This is a genomic window from Halomonas sp. G15 (assembly GCF_021282295.1).
GTDB lineage: Bacteria > Pseudomonadota > Gammaproteobacteria > Pseudomonadales > Halomonadaceae > Halomonas > Halomonas alimentaria.
Genome location: NZ_JAJSPA010000015.1, coordinates 68,409 through 84,931, shown reverse-complemented (window position 1 = coordinate 84,931; position 16,523 = coordinate 68,409). Strand labels below are relative to the sequence as shown.

General features: G+C 67.2%; 16 protein-coding genes. 5 read left to right on the top strand and 11 right to left on the bottom strand.

Features of this window, described 5'->3' with window-relative positions; translation table 11 throughout:
- On the top strand, nt 1-515 hold a 515-nt coding region (locus LWH48_RS09330), incomplete at its 5' end, for an IS110 family transposase (protein ID WP_232912324.1).
- Nucleotides 516-887: 372 nt separating this feature from the next.
- Here LWH48_RS09330 and thrC read toward each other — a convergent pair.
- The 9 genes from thrC to ffh form a co-directional block, all read right to left on the bottom strand.
- Nucleotides 888-2,276, bottom strand: a complete 1,389-nt coding sequence (thrC, locus tag LWH48_RS09325; RefSeq protein ID WP_232912323.1) for a threonine synthase — start codon at nt 2,274-2,276, stop codon at nt 888-890.
- Nucleotides 2,277-2,279: 3 nt separating this feature from the next.
- Nucleotides 2,280-3,596, bottom strand: coding sequence for a homoserine dehydrogenase (locus tag LWH48_RS09320; protein ID WP_161430009.1), 1,317 nt, complete (start codon nt 3,594-3,596; stop codon nt 2,280-2,282).
- A gap of 48 nt (nt 3,597-3,644) precedes the next feature.
- Entirely contained in the window at nt 3,645-4,394 is a 750-nt protein-coding gene (locus LWH48_RS09315; protein ID WP_232912322.1) for a DsbC family protein, read from the bottom strand.
- Nucleotides 4,395-4,397: 3 nt separating this feature from the next.
- Nucleotides 4,398-5,297 (bottom strand): site-specific tyrosine recombinase XerD, encoded by a 900-nt coding sequence (xerD, locus tag LWH48_RS09310; RefSeq protein WP_232912321.1) that lies wholly within the window; start codon nt 5,295-5,297, stop codon nt 4,398-4,400.
- Nucleotides 5,298-5,415: 118 nt separating this feature from the next.
- Nucleotides 5,416-5,772: a 50S ribosomal protein L19 gene (gene rplS / locus LWH48_RS09305; protein WP_161430006.1), complete on the bottom strand. Its 357-nt coding sequence runs from the start codon at nt 5,770-5,772 to the stop codon at nt 5,416-5,418.
- A 153-nt stretch (nt 5,773-5,925) separates the two neighbouring features.
- Nucleotides 5,926-6,687, bottom strand: coding sequence for a tRNA (guanosine(37)-N1)-methyltransferase TrmD (trmD, locus tag LWH48_RS09300; protein ID WP_161432952.1), 762 nt, complete (start codon nt 6,685-6,687; stop codon nt 5,926-5,928).
- A gap of 38 nt (nt 6,688-6,725) precedes the next feature.
- Complete coding sequence (rimM, locus tag LWH48_RS09295; RefSeq protein ID WP_161430005.1) at nt 6,726-7,277, bottom strand: ribosome maturation factor RimM; 552 nt, start codon at nt 7,275-7,277, stop codon at nt 6,726-6,728.
- 38 nt (nt 7,278-7,315) lie between these two features.
- Nucleotides 7,316-7,564: a 30S ribosomal protein S16 gene (rpsP, locus tag LWH48_RS09290; protein ID WP_161430004.1), complete on the bottom strand. Its 249-nt coding sequence runs from the start codon at nt 7,562-7,564 to the stop codon at nt 7,316-7,318.
- 123 nt (nt 7,565-7,687) lie between these two features.
- On the bottom strand, nt 7,688-9,106 hold the full coding sequence (gene ffh / locus LWH48_RS09285) for a signal recognition particle protein (RefSeq protein WP_161430003.1): 1,419 nt from the start codon (nt 9,104-9,106) through the stop codon (nt 7,688-7,690).
- A 202-nt stretch (nt 9,107-9,308) separates the two neighbouring features.
- Here ffh and LWH48_RS09280 point away from each other — a divergent pair, with 202 nt between their 5' ends.
- Nucleotides 9,309-10,109, top strand: a complete 801-nt coding sequence (locus LWH48_RS09280) for a cytochrome C assembly family protein (RefSeq protein WP_232912320.1) — start codon at nt 9,309-9,311, stop codon at nt 10,107-10,109.
- Nucleotides 10,110-10,187: 78 nt separating this feature from the next.
- Nucleotides 10,188-11,459, top strand: a complete 1,272-nt coding sequence (locus LWH48_RS09275) for an HlyC/CorC family transporter (RefSeq protein WP_232912319.1) — start codon at nt 10,188-10,190, stop codon at nt 11,457-11,459.
- Nucleotides 11,460-11,473: 14 nt separating this feature from the next.
- Here LWH48_RS09275 and LWH48_RS09270 read toward each other — a convergent pair whose 3' ends face one another.
- Nucleotides 11,474-12,187 carry a 1-acyl-sn-glycerol-3-phosphate acyltransferase gene (locus LWH48_RS09270; protein WP_420841777.1) on the bottom strand — a complete coding sequence of 238 codons (714 nt, stop codon included), beginning with the start codon at nt 12,185-12,187 and terminating at the stop codon, nt 11,474-11,476.
- 17 nt (nt 12,188-12,204) lie between these two features.
- Nucleotides 12,205-12,810 (bottom strand): TetR/AcrR family transcriptional regulator, encoded by a 606-nt coding sequence (locus LWH48_RS09265; protein WP_232912318.1) that lies wholly within the window; start codon nt 12,808-12,810, stop codon nt 12,205-12,207.
- A gap of 114 nt (nt 12,811-12,924) precedes the next feature.
- Between LWH48_RS09265 and LWH48_RS09260 the strand changes: the two genes are divergently transcribed.
- A complete protein-coding gene (locus tag LWH48_RS09260; protein ID WP_232912317.1) occupies nt 12,925-13,614 on the top strand; it encodes an SOS response-associated peptidase in 690 nt (229 codons plus the stop codon).
- Nucleotides 13,611-16,466, top strand: a complete 2,856-nt coding sequence (locus LWH48_RS09255) for an insulinase family protein (RefSeq protein WP_232912316.1) — start codon at nt 13,611-13,613, stop codon at nt 16,464-16,466. Before LWH48_RS09260 ends, LWH48_RS09255 begins: the two co-directional genes overlap by 4 nt.
- Nucleotides 16,467-16,523: the final 57 nt, after the last annotated feature.

The following is a 16,523-nucleotide window of genomic DNA, read 5'->3' as shown; positions in this document are numbered from 1 at the left end:
ATGCCTTCCGTGTCCTGCTTGCCGGCCTTGCCGAGGATCTGCGTCACCTGGATGAGCGCATCGCGACGGTCACGGCGAGCCTCGAGCGACAGGCCAAGGCAGACCCCGTGGCCAAGCGGCTGATGACACTGCAGGGTATCGGTCCACTGACCGCCACCGCGCTGGCCGGCGCCCTCGGCGATGGCAAGAACTTTCGGCGGGGGCGAGATTTTGCCGCCTCGCTCGGCTTGACGCCTCGACAACACAGCACCGGGGGGCGAGACCGCCTGCTGGGCATCAGCAAACGCGGCGACAGTTACCTGCGCAAGCTACTGGTGCATGGTGCGCGATCGGTGCTCCGGCATGTGGGCACCAAGGACGACGGCCTGAGCCAGTGGGTCAGGCACCTGGCCGAGCACAAACATGCCAATGTGGCGGTCGTCGCACTGGCCAACAAGACGGCACGGATCGCCTGGGCGGTAACCCGCCATGAGAGCGCCTATGATGCGTCGCTGGCGTCCCGGCTTTCGGCATGAAAAACCATTGGATTTAGCACGTTAGTATAATATTGAGCACCGTCCACCACGATTGCTGAGCATGCTGCAGGATGGCGAACAGGTCGAACCGACGTCAGACAACCCCTTCTGGACGCTGAGCCTTGTGAGCTCGAGGTAGCGATTGGGAGCTGACGTGCGGATAGCCCATCAAGGTCCGATGCTCATCAGAGCATCATTAACGAGACCGGATATACGTGTGCAGTCGTACCTACCGACCATCGTGCCTCGTGCTTGCAAACGGGGAGGACTCCATATACGCCCAGGGAGGGGTTCACAGCGCCCCCTCGCAGGTCTGTCGCCGGATCAGCCCCGAGCGTCATGCAGACTCGGAGCTGAATACTGCTGGCAGACTCAGCGGCGATTCTCGACGACGAACTGCTGGACGGCAGAAAGCTCCGCCGGCAGCACGCTGTAGCGCTCCTCGCGCTCCAGCAGGTCGTCCATGTGTGGCGGCAGCGGCACGCCCGGGAAGCCCGCCTTGACCACAGCCTCGGCGAACTTGGCCGGGTGGGCGGTGGCCAGGGTGATCATCGGCACGGCGGCATCACCCCGCTCGCGCTCCGCGGCGCGGTAGCCGGTGGCGGTGTGCGGGTCGAGGATCTCCTGGGTGCGGTGGTGCGCCTCGCGGATCACCTCGAGGATGGTGGCATCATCCACGCTGTGGCTGGCGAACTTCTTCCGCAGCCTGGCCAGGGGCGCATCCGCCAGGGCCGTGGGCTCGGCCTGGAAACGCTCGAGCAGCTCGGCCACGGCGGCGCCGTCACGCTCGTAGGCCTCGAACAGCAGCCGCTCGAAGTTGGACGACACAACGATATCCATGGAGGGCGCCAGGGTCGCCTTGAGCTCCTGCTTCGAGAAGTCGTTGGCAGCCAGGGTGCGGTGCAGGATGTCATTGGCGTTGGTGGCGATCACGAAGCGCTCCACCGGCAGCCCCATGCGGTAGGCCATGTAGCCGGCGAAGACGTTGCCGAAGTTGGCCGAGGGCACGCAGAAGCTCACTTTGCGCTGTGGCGCGCCCAGCGCCACGGCGGAGGCCACGTAGTAGACGATCTGGGCCATGATGCGCGCCCAGTTGATGGAGTTGACCGCCACCAGGCGGGTGCCATTCAGGAAGGACTGGTCGGCGAAGCTCGCCTTGACCATCGCCTGAGCGTCGTCGAAGTTGCCCTCGATGGCGACGTTGAAGACGTTGTCCGCAAGCACCGTGGTCATCTGGCGGCGCTGCACCTCCGAGACCCGGTTGTAGGGGTGGAGGATGAAGATGTCGAGGTTGTCGCAGTGGCGGCAGCCCTCGATGGCGGCCGAACCGGTGTCACCGGAGGTCGCCCCCATGATCACTGCCCGCTCGCCGCGCTTCTTCAGGAAGTGGTCGAGGATGCGGCCCAGCAGCTGCAGCGCCACGTCCTTGAAGGCCAGGGTCGGGCCGTGGAAAAGCTCGAGCAGGAAGTGGTTGGCGTCGAGCTGGTTGAGGGGCACCACGGCGTCGTGGCTGAAGGTGGCGTAGGCCTCCTCGACGATGCCGCGGAAGGTCTCGTCGTCGATCTCGCCATTGACGAAGGGCTTCATCACCCGGAAGGCGATCTCGGCATAGGAGAGCCCGGCCATGGCGGCGAGGTCGTCACGGGTGAGCGTGGGAACCTCTTCCGGTACGTAGAGGCCGCCGTCACTGGCCATGCCGGTGAGCACGACCTCCTCGAAGGAGAGCGCGGGCGCCTGCCCGCGGGTACTGATATAGCGCATGGCTTACTCCTGCTCGTCCAGGGACTCGACGCGAATCCGGGTCACCGGGCCGGCGATATCGGCCATGGACTCGATCTGGCGAATCGCCTCGTTCATGTGCTGCTCGCGAGTGCGGTGGGTCAGCAGGATGATCGGTACCAGTTCGCCCTCGGTGGCCTCCTTCTGGATCAGTGCCTCGATGGAGATGCCCTGCTCGGAGAGGATGGTGGCCACCCGCGCCAGCACGCCGGGACGATCCACCGCCAGCAGCCGCAGGTAGTAGGCGGTGGTGATCTCCTCCATGGGCATGATCGGCAGCTGGCTGACGTCCTCGCTGATGCCGCTGAAGGCCAGGTAGGGCACCCGGTAGTGGTGATCGGTGGTGATGTCGCGGGCCACGTCGAGCAGGTCTGCCACCACCGCCGAGGCGGTGGGCTCGGCGCCGGCACCGGCGCCGTAGTAGAGGGTCGGGCCTACGGCGTCACCCATCACGGCGATGGCGTTCTTGACGCCGTGCACATTGGCCAGCAGCCGCTCCTTGGGGATCAGGGTCGGGTGCACGCGCAGCTCCAGGCCCTGCTCGGTGCGCTTGGAGATACCCAGATGCTTGATCACATAGCCCAGGTTGTCGGCCTGCTCCACGTCCTCGGCGGTGACCCGGGAGATGCCCTCGGTATAGGCCTTTTCGAACTGCAGCGGCACGCCGTAGGCGATGGAGGCGAGGATGGTCAGCTTGTGGGCGGCATCGATACCTTCGACGTCGAAGGTCGGGTCGGCCTCGGCATAGCCCAGCGCTTGGGCCTCAGCCAGCACATCGTCGAAGGCCCGGCCCTCGTCGCGCATGTGGGTGAGGATGTAGTTGCCAGTACCGTTGATGATGCCGGCCACCCACTCGATGCGGTTGGCACCGAGTCCCTCGCGCAGCGACTTGATCACCGGAATGCCGCCGGCCACCGCGGCCTCGAAGGCCACGATCACGCCCTTCTCATGGGCTGCCGCGAAGATCTCGTTACCGTGCACGGCGATCAGCGCCTTGTTGGCAGTGACCACATGCTTGCCGTTCTCGATGGCGGCAAGCACCAACTCCCGGGCCACGTCGTAGCCACCGATCAGCTCCACCAGCACGTCGACATCCGGATTGCTGGCCACCTCGAAGACATCGGCAGTGGTGTTGATGCCGGTAAGGTCACACTCGGGATTGGGGGTGCGATAGGCGACCTGCTCGATGGCAATCGGCCGCCCAGCCCGCCGGGCAATGTCATCGGCGTTGCGCGTCAGCACGTTGAAGGTTCCGCCGCCGACGGTCCCCAGCCCACAGATTCCTACTCTCACCGGTTTCAATGTATTGCTCCTGCTCGCGTCTTCCGAGTTGGTTGTATGGCGTGCGTCTTATTCCTCGAGCCCCAGCATGGCGGCCAGGCGCTCGGCGGGCACGTAGCCCGGCACCAGACGACCGTCCGGCAGTACAATAGCCGGCGTCCCCTGGACGCCCAGTTCCAGCCCCAGATGATACTGTGACTCGACCGGATTGTCGCAGTCTGCTGAGGCCGAAAGCGAATCGCCGCGCTTGGCGGCACTCATCGCCTCGGCAGGGTTGTCGGCACACCACACCTGCTGCATGGTGCGCGCGCCCTGTGCATTCATGCCGCTGCGCGGGAAGGCCAGGTAGTGCACCTCGATGCCCAGCTCGTTGAGCCGAGGTACTTCCTCGTGGAGCTGCTGGCAGTAGGGGCAGGTGGTATCGGTGAACACCAGCACCTGGGCACGGCTCTCCGGCCCACGGAAGATGACCCTCTCCGACTCCGGCACCTGCTCCAGTCGTGCTGCGCGCTCGGTGTTGCGCCCCTCCTCGGTCAGGTTGACCAGGCCCTGCTCGCCATTGCGGTAGAGGTCACCCACCAGGAAGTGCTCCCCCTCGGCGTCGCTGTAGAAACGCTCGCCGGTCTCCAGGCGCACCTCGAAGAGGCCCTCCATCGGCGCCTCGCGCACACTCTGCACCGGCATCGACTGGCCGTTGACCGAGAGCCGCTCGGCGAGACGCTCGGCCCCCTCCTGCTGGGCGAGTGCCGGCGCCGAAAACAGGGCCGCCAGAGGCGCGGCCAGCAGGCCGAGAAGAAGGATCCGGGAAGGAGTCGTCATGATTCATCCTCGTGGGTGGTGGTCGGCATGCAGGCGCTCCAGACGCGCCTGGGCCACATGGGTATAGATCTGGGTGGTAGAGAGGTCACTGTGACCGAGCAGCATCTGTACGACACGCAGATTGGCCCCATGATTCAACAGATGGGTGGCGAAGGCGTGGCGCAGGGTATGCGGTGACAGCGAGCGCTCGATACCAGCGATCCTGGCATGGTGCTTGATCCGGTACCAGAAGGCCTGCCGTGTCAGCGGCTGATCGTCGCGCCCCGGGAAGAGTGCGGGCCGGGTGGCGTCGCGCATCAGCGTCCCGCGGGCGGTACGCAGGTAGCGCGAGACCCAGTCCACGGCCTCCTCGCCCAGCGGCACCAGGCGATCCTTGTCGCCCTTGCCGCGCACCCTGACCACGCCCTGGCGCAGGTTCACGGCATCGGTGGTCAGCCCCACCAGCTCCGAGACACGCAGCCCCGCCCCGTAGAGCACCTCCAGCATGGTGCGGTCGCGCAGCCCCAGGTCGGTCGTGATATCCGGCGCGGCGATCAGCCGCTCCACCTCGGCCTCCTCCAGGGTCTCCGGCAGGCTGGGGCGCACCCGCGGCAGGCGAACCTCGGCCAGCGGATCACGCTCGATGCGCCCCGTCTCCAGCGCCCAGCGGTAGAAGCGACGCAGGCTGGAGAGCAGCCGGGCGTTGCTGCGCAGTTGGTAGCCGGCCACACGCCGCTCATCGAGCCAGGTCGGCAGGCTTGCGGGGGCCGGCGTGACCAGGCTCTCGCCACCCTCGGCGAGACGCGCCGCCCAGGCAGCCAGGTCACGACGGTAGGCGGCCAGCGTATGCTCGCTCACCCCCTGCTCGAGCCACAGGGCATCGAGGAAGGCATCGATGGTGGCACTGTCGTCGGACGCGCTCATGGCAGGCTCCGGTGGGCATGCCTCGGGTAAAAGGAAACCCCGCCCCGCGCAAGCGGTGACGGGGTTTCTCGGTCGAGCCGGGACAGGGCCCCGGATCGAAGGCTGCGAGGCCTCGGCCTCAGACCAGCTTTTCCTTGATGCGAGCAGACTTGCCGCTGCGCTCACGGAGGTAGTACAGCTTGGCCTGGCGTACGTCGCCGCGACGCTTGACGCTGATGGAGTCGACCAGCGGGCTGTAGGTCTGGAAGGTACGCTCGACGCCGACACCGTGGGAGATCTTGCGCACGGTGAAGGCGGAGTTCAGGCCGCGGTTGCGCTTGCCGATCACCACACCTTCGAAGGCCTGGAGACGCTCGCGGTTGCCTTCCTTGACCTTGACCTGGACGACCACGGTGTCGCCGGGGGCGAAGGCCGGGATCTCCTTGCTCATCTGCTCGGCTTCGAGCGCCTGGATCACCTTGTTCTTGCTGCTCATGACAATGACTCCTTGATAACCTGATTCAGCGGTCGCTTGGCTTGCCGGTGAATCGTGATCCCGGCGCTCGAACGAACTCGAGAGCGCGGGAGATAATGGGTGACGCGGGGCCACAAGCTCGGCGGCTTGGATGTCCCGCACCTCCGCCCTGCCCTATCTGGCGAGCAGCGCGTGTTCCTCGAGGTACTCCCGGAGCAGCTCGCGCTGCTCCTTGCTCAACTCCCTGCCTTCCAGCAGGTCGGGGCGCCGCTGCCAGGTACGCCCCAGGGACTGCTTCAGCCGCCAGCGCCGGATGGCGCCATGATTGCCGCTGAGCAGGACTTCCGGCACCTGCCGCCCGTCGATCGCCTCCGGGCGGGTGTAGTGCGGGCAGTCCAGCAGCCCGTCATTGAAGGAGTCCTCGACCGCGGAATCCTGATGGCCCAGCACTCCGGGCACCAGCCTTGCCGCGGCATCGATCAGCACCATGGCCGGCAGCTCGCCGCCGCTCAGCACGTAGTCGCCGATCGACCACTCCTCATCGATGTCGCTCTCAACCACGCGTTCATCGATGCCTTCGTAACGCCCGGCCACCACCACCAGGGGTGGTCCGGCAGCCAGTTCCTGCGCGCCGGCCTGGTCGAGCCGCCGCCCCTGGGGCGACAGATAGATCACCCTGGGACGCTGCCCGGTGGCCTGCTCGGCCCTGGCCCTGGCGGCGTGGATCGCCGCGCGCAGGGTATCGACCTTCATCAGCATCCCCGGCCCGCCACCGTAGGGGCGGTCGTCGACGGTGCGATGCCGGTCGCTGGCGTAGTCGCGCGGGTTCCAGATCTCCAGCGCGATACGTCCTTTGTCCACTGCCCGACCAGTGACGCCGTGGCGGGTTATCGCCTCGAACATCTCCGGAAACAGCGAGACGACGCCGATCCACATGTCGGGCACCGACTCGACCGGGGTCGGTTCGGATTCCGTCAAAATTCGGGATCCCAGTCGACAGTCATCACGCCAGCCTCGAGGTCGACCTCGAGGATCACCTCCTCGGGCAGGAACGGCAGCAGCCGCTCGCGGGCGTCGATGGCGTCCGCCTCGAGACTCCCCTTCACGACCATGACGTCGTTGGCGCCGGTCTCGAAGAGGTGGTCGATGCGCCCCAGCACGCTGCCCTCGCGGGTCACGACCCGCAGGCCTTCCAGTTCGTGCCAGTAGAAGTCGTCGCCGGTCAGTTCGGGCAACTCGGCCTTGGGCATCACGATCTCCGCACCGGCCAGCGCTTCGGCGGCCTCGCGGCTATCACAGCCCTCCAGCCGGGCCACCAGGCTCTTGCCATGGCGGCGCCCCTGCACCAGGCGGCGACGCTCGAGCGTCTCGCCGTGACGCACTACCCACTCGGAGTAGTCGAGGATGCCCTCCATGGGGCTGGTGTACGAGTACACCCTGAGCCAGCCCTTCACGCCATAGGGGCTGGTCAGCTTTCCCAGCACCACATGATCGTCGGCGGGCTGAGCCTTGGCAGATTCGCTCATCGACGACCTCGGAACCGAGATAACCATCGCATCAGGCCTCAGGCCTGCTTGCGAGCTTCCTTGACCAGCTCGGCGACGCGGCCGGAGAGCTGGGCACCCTGGCTCTGCCAGTGGGCAATACGGTCGAGGTCGATGCGCAGACGCTCTTCCTGGCCGCGGGCGACCGGGTTGAAGAAGCCGAGACGCTCGATGAAACGGCCGTCGCGGGCGTTGCGGGAATCGGTAACGGTCAGGTGGTAGAAGGGACGCTTCTTGGCGCCACCACGAGCCAGACGAATGGTAACCATGGCCTAGTCAGTCCTTCGGTTGAGTTGGATTCGGTCACGACGATGACCGCGCCATTCGCGGTCCTGCCAGTGAAGACGCAGCATTCTACGGAAAACAGCCCCGTTTGGGAACCTTTTTCGGGTTTATCGCCAGGGCTTGCCGCCCGGACCACCCATTCCGCCCATGCCCCCCATGCCACCGGGGCCTCCCGGGCCGCCGCCCCCCATCATGCCGGACATGCCGCGCATCATGTTCTGCATGCCGCCCTTCTTGCCCGCCTTCTTCATCATCTTCTGCATCTGCTTGTGCTGCTTGAGCAGGCGGTTCAGGTCAGGCACCTGCAGGCCGGCGCCGGCGGCGATGCGCCGCTTGCGCGAGCCGTTGATGATCTCCGGCTTGCGGCGCTCCTGGGGTGTCATGGAGTTGATCAGTGCCTCGAGCTTGCCCATCTCCTTCTCGGGACCGGGGCCCTGGGCCATCTCTGCCATCTGCCCCATGCCCGGCAGCTTGCCAAGCAGGCCGCCCATGCCGCCCATCTTCTTGAGCTGCTGGAGCTGGTCGCGGAAGTCCTCGAGATCGAAGCCCTGGCCCTTCTTGACCTTCTTGGCCAGCTTCTCGGCCTTGCCCTTGTCGACGGTGCGCTCGGCTTCCTCGATCAGCGACAGCACGTCGCCCATGCCGAGGATCCGCGAGGCGACACGGTCCGGGTGGAAGGGCTCCAGGGCGTCGACCTTCTCGCCCACGCCCATGAACTTGATCGGCTTGCCGGTGATATGGCGCACCGAGAGCGCGGCACCGCCGCGGGCGTCGCCGTCGGCCTTGGTCAGGATCACGCCGGTCAGCGGCAGGGCCTCGTGGAAGGCCTTGGCGGTGTTGGCGGCGTCCTGACCGGTCATGGCGTCGACGACGAACAGCGTCTCCTGGGGCGAGACGGCTTTGTGCAGCGCCTGGATCTCCGCCATCATCGCCTCGTCGATGGCCAGGCGACCGGCGGTATCCACCAGCACCACGTCATGGAACTGGATCTTGGCGTGCCGGATCGCCGCCTCGGCGATATCGACAGGTTTCTGGTCGGAGCGCGACGGGAAGAAGTCGACCTCGACCTCCTTCGCCAGGGTCTCGAGCTGATCGATGGCCGCCGGACGATAGACGTCAGCGGAAACCACCAGCACCTTCTTCTTCTCGCGCTCGCGCAGGTAGCGCGCCAGCTTGGCCACCGAGGTGGTCTTGCCTGCACCCTGCAGGCCGGCCATCAGGACCACCGCCGGCGAGCCCTTGAGCGTCAGGCCCTCATTGGCCTCGCCCATGGTCGCCTCGAGCTCCTGCTGGACGATCTTGACGAACTGCTGACCGGGCGAGAGGCTCTTCGAGACCTCCTGGCCCACGGCGCGCTCGCGCACCCTCTCGATGAAGTCCTTGACTACCGGCAGGGCGACGTCGGCTTCGAGCAGGGCCCGGCGCACCTCGCGCAGGGTATCCTTGACGTTGTCTTCGGTCAGGCGCGCCTGACCCTTGATCGACTTGAGCGTCTGCGACAGGCGCTCACTGAGATTCTGGAACATTGGCCTCTCCACATGTGCGATGGCCTGAAGGTTGCGGGCGATTATACGCGCTGTGGGCGCGACTCTCCATGCACCTGGCTTCGCGCCCCGGGACGAGGTACCGCAGGCCACGGCCTGTGCGGCAGGCGGGGGATTGGGTATAGTAGCCGCACGCTAGTCACCCTTATGCTGTTCACTTCCACAGGCGCACGGATCGCAACCCATGCAGGCGCTCGCCCTGGCCATAATAGCCTTCCTCTTCTACATCGCCGCCGCCTCCTGGCAGGGGTTGACCCTGGCTCGCCGAGTCGCGCCGCAACCGATGCTGGTACGCGGCCTCGCACTGCTGGGTCTGCTGTGTCACCTGCCACTGGTCATCGGCCTGTTCGGTCACGATGCCCAGGTGCTGCCGGGGCTCTACGCCAGCATGGTGCTGATCAGCGCCATGGCGGTCGCCCTGCTGCTGGGTATCAGCCTGTTCAAACCAGTACTGGGTGCCGCAACGGGTATCCTGCCGTTGGCGGGAATCGCGCTACTGCTGGCCGCGACGGTGCCGGCGGCGCCACACTCCGATGACCTGCCTCCCGGCGTGGCACTGCATGCCATCAGCTCCCTGCTGGGGTTTGCGGTACTCGCCATCGCCGCCGTCCAGGCCGTGCTGCTTGGCCTGCAGAACCGTGCCCTGCGCCATCACCAGATCCGCGGCATCGTCCAGGCCCTGCCTCCGCTCACCTCCATGGAGCGCCTGCTCTTCGAGCTGATCTGGGCCGGCATGGGGCTGCTGACCCTCGCGATCATCAGCGGCTTCGCGTTCCTCGACAACATGTTCGCCCAGCACCTCGCCCACAAGACCATCCTCTCGCTGGCCGCCTGGGTGATCTTCGCCACCCTGCTGTTCAGCCATCACCGACTGGGCTGGCGTGGCATGCGTGCCGTGCGCTGGACCCTGGGCGGCAGCGCGGTACTGCTGGTGGCCTACTTCGGCAGCCGCTTCGTGCTGGAAGTGCTGCTCGGCCGCGGTTGAACGACTTTCCATCGTCTTGACACCGCGCGCCCACCTCCCGTCAAATCGAGCCTGACCCGCGACCGAGGACCCTTCGACTTGAGCGACGACTTCCCACTGGGATTGCTGTTCGGCCTGCTGTTCCTGCTTGTCTGCCTGTCTGCCTTCTTCTCGAGCTCCGAGACCGGCATGATGTCCATCAATCGCTACCGTCTCAGCCACCGGGTCAACAGCGGCGAAGCCCGCGCCCAGAGAGTCGCCAGGCTGCTCGCTCGTCCCGATCGGCTGATCGGCGTGATCCTGATCGGCAACAACTTCGTCAACAACCTGGCAGCATCCATCGCCACCATCATCGCCATTCACTTCCTCGGCGACGTCACCGGCCCTGCCGTGGCCACCGCCGCCCTGACCATCACCATCCTGATCTTCGCCGAGGTCACCCCCAAGACCTATGCGGCGGTGAAGCCGGAACGCATCGCCTTCCCCGCCTCGCTGGTGCTCGAACCGCTGCTCAAGCTGCTCTATCCGCTGGTGTGGCTGGTCAACGTGATCTCCAACGGCCTGCTGCGCCTGATCGGCGTGCGCAACATCGATGGCGACGGCGACAACCTGACCCGCGACGAGCTGCGCACCGTGGTCCATGAAGCGGGCACCCTGATTCCGCAGCGCCACCAGACGATGCTGCTCTCCATCCTCGACCTCGAGAACGTCACCGTGAACGACATCATGGTGCCGCGCCATGAGGTCGTCGGCATCAACCTCGACGATGGCCTCGAGGAAATCCTCGCCCAGATCCGTACCAGCCAGCACACCCGGCTCCCGGTCTACAAGGGTGACATCAACAACATCATCGGCATGCTGCACCTGCGCAACGCGGCACGCTTCCTCTCCCGCAGCGAGGTGACCAAGGCGGCCATCGTGCAGGAGGCTAGAGAGCCCTACTTCATTCCCGAATCCACCCCATTGCATACCCAACTGCTCAATTTCCAGAAGCAGAAGCGCCGCATCGGCATCGTGGTGGACGAGTACGGCGATGTGGAGGGGCTGGTGACGCTGGAGGATATCCTCGAGGAGATCGTCGGCGAGTTCACCACCGATGTGGCGGGCATGGAGGAGGAGATCCACCGCCAGGAGGACGGCAGCGTGGTGATCGAAGGCACCGCCAATATCCGCGACGTCAACAAGTCACTGGGCTGGCAGCTGCCCACCGATGGTCCCAAGACACTCAACGGCCTGATCCTCGAGCACCTGGAGGCGTTTCCGGAGGGTCCGGTCTCGCTGCAGGTGGGTGGCGTGCGCATGGAGATCCAGGAGGTACGCGACAACCTGATCACCGAGGCCCGCTGCTGGCCGGCACCACGACGGCGCTGAGCCGAGAGCCCAGCTCAGTGCCGCTGGACCTGCTGTTCGGCTAGCGGCTGGGTCCAGGCATCCCCTTCGCACTTGAGCTCGCTTACCCGGGCCTGCAGGTGGCGCCGGGTGGCCGCACCCGGCGAGAGCGGCTCGCCGAGCCGCAACATCACCCGGGCGCGGAAGCGGCGTGGTCGCCCGCTCAGGGCTCGGCCGTGGCAGTGGGAGGTCCATGACCCCCACAACCCGGAGAGGCCCGCCGGAATCACCGGCACCGGATCACGCGCAAGGATCAGCTCAAGGCCACGGCGGAACTCCTGCACCTCGCCATCCAGTGTCAGCCGCCCCTCGGGAAACAGCATCACCACCTCACCATCGCGCAGCGCACGACTCACCTCATCCAGCGCTCGGCGCAGGCTACCCGTGTCACAGCGCTCCGACTCCACGGGAATCGCACCCACCAGGCGGAACAGCCAGTTGAGCCAGGGGGAGTCATAGATCGGCTTGTCCATCAGGAAACGTAAAGGCCGCGGGCTGGCACCTCCCATCACCAGCGCATCCATGAAGCTGACGTGGTTGCACACCACCAGGGCGGCACCGCGCCTGGGCAGGTGCTCGACCCCCACCCGGCGCAGTCGGTAGATCAGGCGGACCAGCAGATAGACCAACAGGCGCACCGTTGGACGCGGCGCCTGCACGAGCCGCCAGGCGAGCCACAGCGCCACACAGGCGACCAGGGACCAGATCAGCGCCGTCAAGGGACCCCCTATCTGGCCCGCAGGCCGGCGAGGATAGTTCCCAGCAGCTGGTCGAGCAGCTCCCCCACCTCCAGCTGCTGACCCTGCCAGTAGCCCAGGCGCTCGTTGAGGCCCAGCAGCACCAGGCCATGCACGCTCCCCCACAGGGTGCGCCCCAGGCGGCGCGCCTCGAGGTCATCGAGGTCCGGCTGATACTCCTTGAGGGTGGCCTCGACGCGGCGGAAGAGCGCCTCGATCATCTCGGTCTGGCGCTGATCCAGCTCACCTTCCTGGGCCAGCGGGAAGTCGAACAGCAGCTGCCAGCGGTAGGCCTCACGCTGGGCAAACTGCCAGTAGGCGCGGGCCAGGGCACGCAGCCGCTCCTCCGGGGTGGCCTGGCTGGTCAGCGGCTCGATCACCTCGCGCAGGTGGCCGAGGGTCTCGATATTGACGTGCTGCAGCAGGTTATGAAAGCTGCCATAGAGCTTGAGCAGGGTGCTGGGAGCGCACCCCACCTCGCGCGCCAGGGCACGCAGGGACAGGCTGTGTACCGGATTGTCCTGCAACCAGGCGTCGCACGCCGCCATGACCTGGGCATGAAGTGCCTCGGGAGCATGCTGTCTGGGACGAGCCATCGAGTTCCTCGCGAGCCGGAGCGGGCAGTTGCGTGAAGGCCCCCAAGGATAGCGCACATCGAACACTGTTTTCGATAGCTGTGTTACCCTGACGCACCCTGACCCGGAGCTCCCATGGCCGGCCGACTGCATATCGCACCGATCGACTTCAGCCAGCTGCTGCCCGACCTGGTGATGGACATGCCTCAGGTGACCAGTGCCAACCTGGCACCCCGCCGCATGCTCTCGGGCATTCGCCTGGAGGCCGGCCGACCGCACCTGGGACGGCTGTTCTGGGGGCTGACGCCGCCCTGGCTCACGGTACTGGACCACGCCCCCCACTGCGCACGGGCGGAGTCACTGGCCGAGCGCCGCATGTTTCGCGAGGCCTTCCAGGCCCGGCGCTGCCTGGTTCCGGCCACCGGTATCTATGTCTGGAAATCTCAGCCGCGCGCCAAGCAGCCCTTCCTGGTCACCCGGGTCGACCGCGGCCCGCTGCTGCTGGCCGCCCTCTGGTGTCGCTTCCACACCAGCCTCGCCGAGCACACCGATTCCCTGGCGCTGATCACGGTGCCGACCAACGCCCTGCTGGCGCCGCTCGGCGACCGCCTGCCGGCGGTCATCCCTTCCGACGACACACGGCGCTGGCTCGACCCGCAGACGCCGGCAGAGACTGCCCAGGCCATGCTGGCCGCGGCACCACGGGAACTCCTCGGCGCTTTCCCGGTATCAAGACGTGTGAACAACCCGGCGAACCAGGAGGCGGCCTGCGCCTATCCGGTAGGCCCCATGCTACGCCACCAGAACTCCCTGGAGAGACGATGACCCGCGCCCAGACCCTCGCGCCGCTCGTGCGGCTGCTGCCCCTCTGCTTGATGTGCCTGCAGCTGCTCGCCCTGCTGGTGCTCGCCGCCCCGACCCGGGCCGAGAGCATCGATGAGGTGGCCGACGCCACCACGCCCCGCGTCAGCCCCAACGACGAGCGCGACTATCGCGTGGTGACCCTGGACAACGGCCTCACCGCCCTGCTGGTCAGCGACCCCGAGGCCGACAAGGCGGCGGCCTCCCTCAATGTGTCGGTGGGCAGCGCCCAGGACCCCGGTGACCTGGCCGGCCTCGCCCACTTCCTCGAGCACATGCTGTTCCTGGGCACCGAGCCCTACCCCGAGGCGGACGCCTATCAGGGCTACCTGACCCGCCACGGCGGCAGCCACAACGCCTTCACCGCCCCCCAGGACACCAACTACTTCTTCGATATCGAGCCGGATGCCCTCGAAGGCGCCCTGGACCGCTTCAGCCAGTTCTTCATCGCCCCGCTGTTCAACGCCGACCGCCTGGAGAGTGAGCGCAACGTGGTGCACTCCGAGTACATGGCGCGCATCCGCGACGAGGGTCGACGCGAGAACGACGTGCTCGACCGCCTGCTGAACCCGGAACACCCCTTCACCGGCTTCTCGGTGGGCAGCCGCGAGACCCTGGCCGATCGCCCCGAGGGCGAGCCTAGCCTGCGCCAGCGGGTCATCGACTTCTACGAGGCGCACTACGGCGCCAACGTCATGCACCTGGCGGTAGTCGCCCCCCAGCCCCTGGACGAGCTGGAGACACTGATCGCCGAGCGCTTCGCCAGGGTGCCCGATCGCGGCCTCGAGCGCCCCGAGATCGCCACCCCGCTGGCCCTGCCGGAGTCGCTGCCCCGGCGGGTCGCCGTGCAGTCGCTGCGTGACAGTCGTCAGCTGCGCTTCTTCTTCCCGGCACCCGACCCCGTCGCCGAGTACCGCCACAAGCCCGCCGACCTGATCGCCCACCTGCTGGGTCATGAGGGCGAGGGCAGCCTGCTCGCCGCCCTGCGCCAGGCGGGCTGGGCCGACGGCCTCTCCGCCGGGGTCTCCCGGGGCGATGGCCGACATGCCCTGTTCACCGTCAGCCTCAGCCTGACCCCGGAGGGCGCCGAGCAACGCGACGCCATCGAGGCCAGCCTGTTCGCCGCCATCGAGACGATCCGCGAGGCCGGCCCCGAGGCGTGGCGCTATGAGCAGCAGGCGCGCCTGGCCGAACAGAGCTTCCAGTTTCAGCAGCACGGCTCGCCCCTGCAGGACGCCATGCGCCTGGCCATGAACCTGGCGCGCTTCCCGGTGGAGGATGTGCAGTATGCCGACTACCGCATGGACGGCTTCGACCGCGAGCGTACCCGCGACTACCTGGCCGCACTTACCCCCGACAACCTGATCCGCCTCTACAGCGCCCCGGACGTCGAGGGCGAGCAGACCTCGCCCTGGTTCAACGCCCCCTGGCGTGACGACATGCACAGCACCGACGGCAGGCTCCTCGACGAGCTGGCGCTGCCCGAGCCCAACCCCTATATCGCCGAGGACCTCACGCTGCTCGACGCCCAGGACGATCGCCCGCGGCAGCGGATCGACGAGCCCGCCTTCGCCTTCTGGCACATGGCCGACGCCAGCTTCGACACGCCCAAGGCGGAGTGGCGTTTCAGCCTACAGCACCCGCGTGCCGCCGAGGCGCCCCGCGCCGCGGTGCTGGCCCGACTGCTCGCCGGCTGGCTGGAGGACAGCCTGAACGAGGCGCTCTATCCGGCACGGCTGGCCGGCCAGGGGGTCGATGCCTATGCCCACGCCCGGGGCATCACACTGGCCTTCTCCGGCTGGCGCGACCGCCAGGAGGTGGTGATGGAGCGCGTGATCGAGCAGCTGCAGGAGGGCGAGATCACCCCGGCCACCTTCGAGCGAGTGCGCTACCGCCTGCAGCGCGAGTGGCGCAATGCCCCCCAGGACCCGCTGCACCGCCAGGCCAGCCGCACCCTGGCCGAGGCCCTGGTGCGTCCCCAGTGGCCCAGCGCGGCGCTGCTCGAGGAAAGCGAAGGCCTGACGACCGAGGACCTGCGCGACTTCCGCGATGCCTTCCTCGGCGAGCTGCGCCTGGAAGCCATGGCGGTGGGCAACCTCGGTGCCGAGCAGGCCGACACCATCGCGCGCCGGGTGGCCGATACCCTCGCCCCGACGCTCTCCGCCGATGCGATTCCCGAGCTGGTGCCCCTGGATGCCGCCACGGACCTGCCCATCCTGACCCCGCACACCAGTCGCGAGGAATCGATACTGCTGCGCTACCTGCAGGGCCCGGACCGCTCGCTCTCGAGCCAGGCGCGCCTGGCGGTGCTGGGGCAGTTGATCGACACGCCCTTCTACCAGCGCCTGCGCACCGAGCAGCAGCTCGGCTACGTGGTCAACGCCGGCTACTCGCCGATGCTGGACGCCCCGGGACTCGCCCTGATGGTGCAGTCACCCGAGACCGGGAGCGAGGCGATCGGCGAACACGTCGACGCCTTCCTCGACGACTTCGAGGCGACCCTGGCGACGCTTGAGGAGGATGACCTGGCCGCCTATCGCCAGGCGGTGCACGCCGAGCTGACCCGGCGCGACACCAGCCTGGGGGGCCGCACCGACCGCCTGTGGCGGGCCCTGGCCTACGGTGACACCGACTTCGATCGCCGCGAGCGGCTGGCCGAGCGGGTGCTCGCGGTGAGCCCGGACGAACTGCGCCAGGCCTGGCAGGCGTTGCGCGACGCGCCGACGGTGGCGGTCGCCTTCGATCCGGGCGATGAGCCCGACGACGTGCTGGCACTGACCAAGCACCTCGTACCGCTGCCGGAGGGCCAGGAGTAAGGGGCGCAGGGGGCAGGCCGAAGAGGAGGTCCTACGCCAGGGATGGCCTCGGTAGCG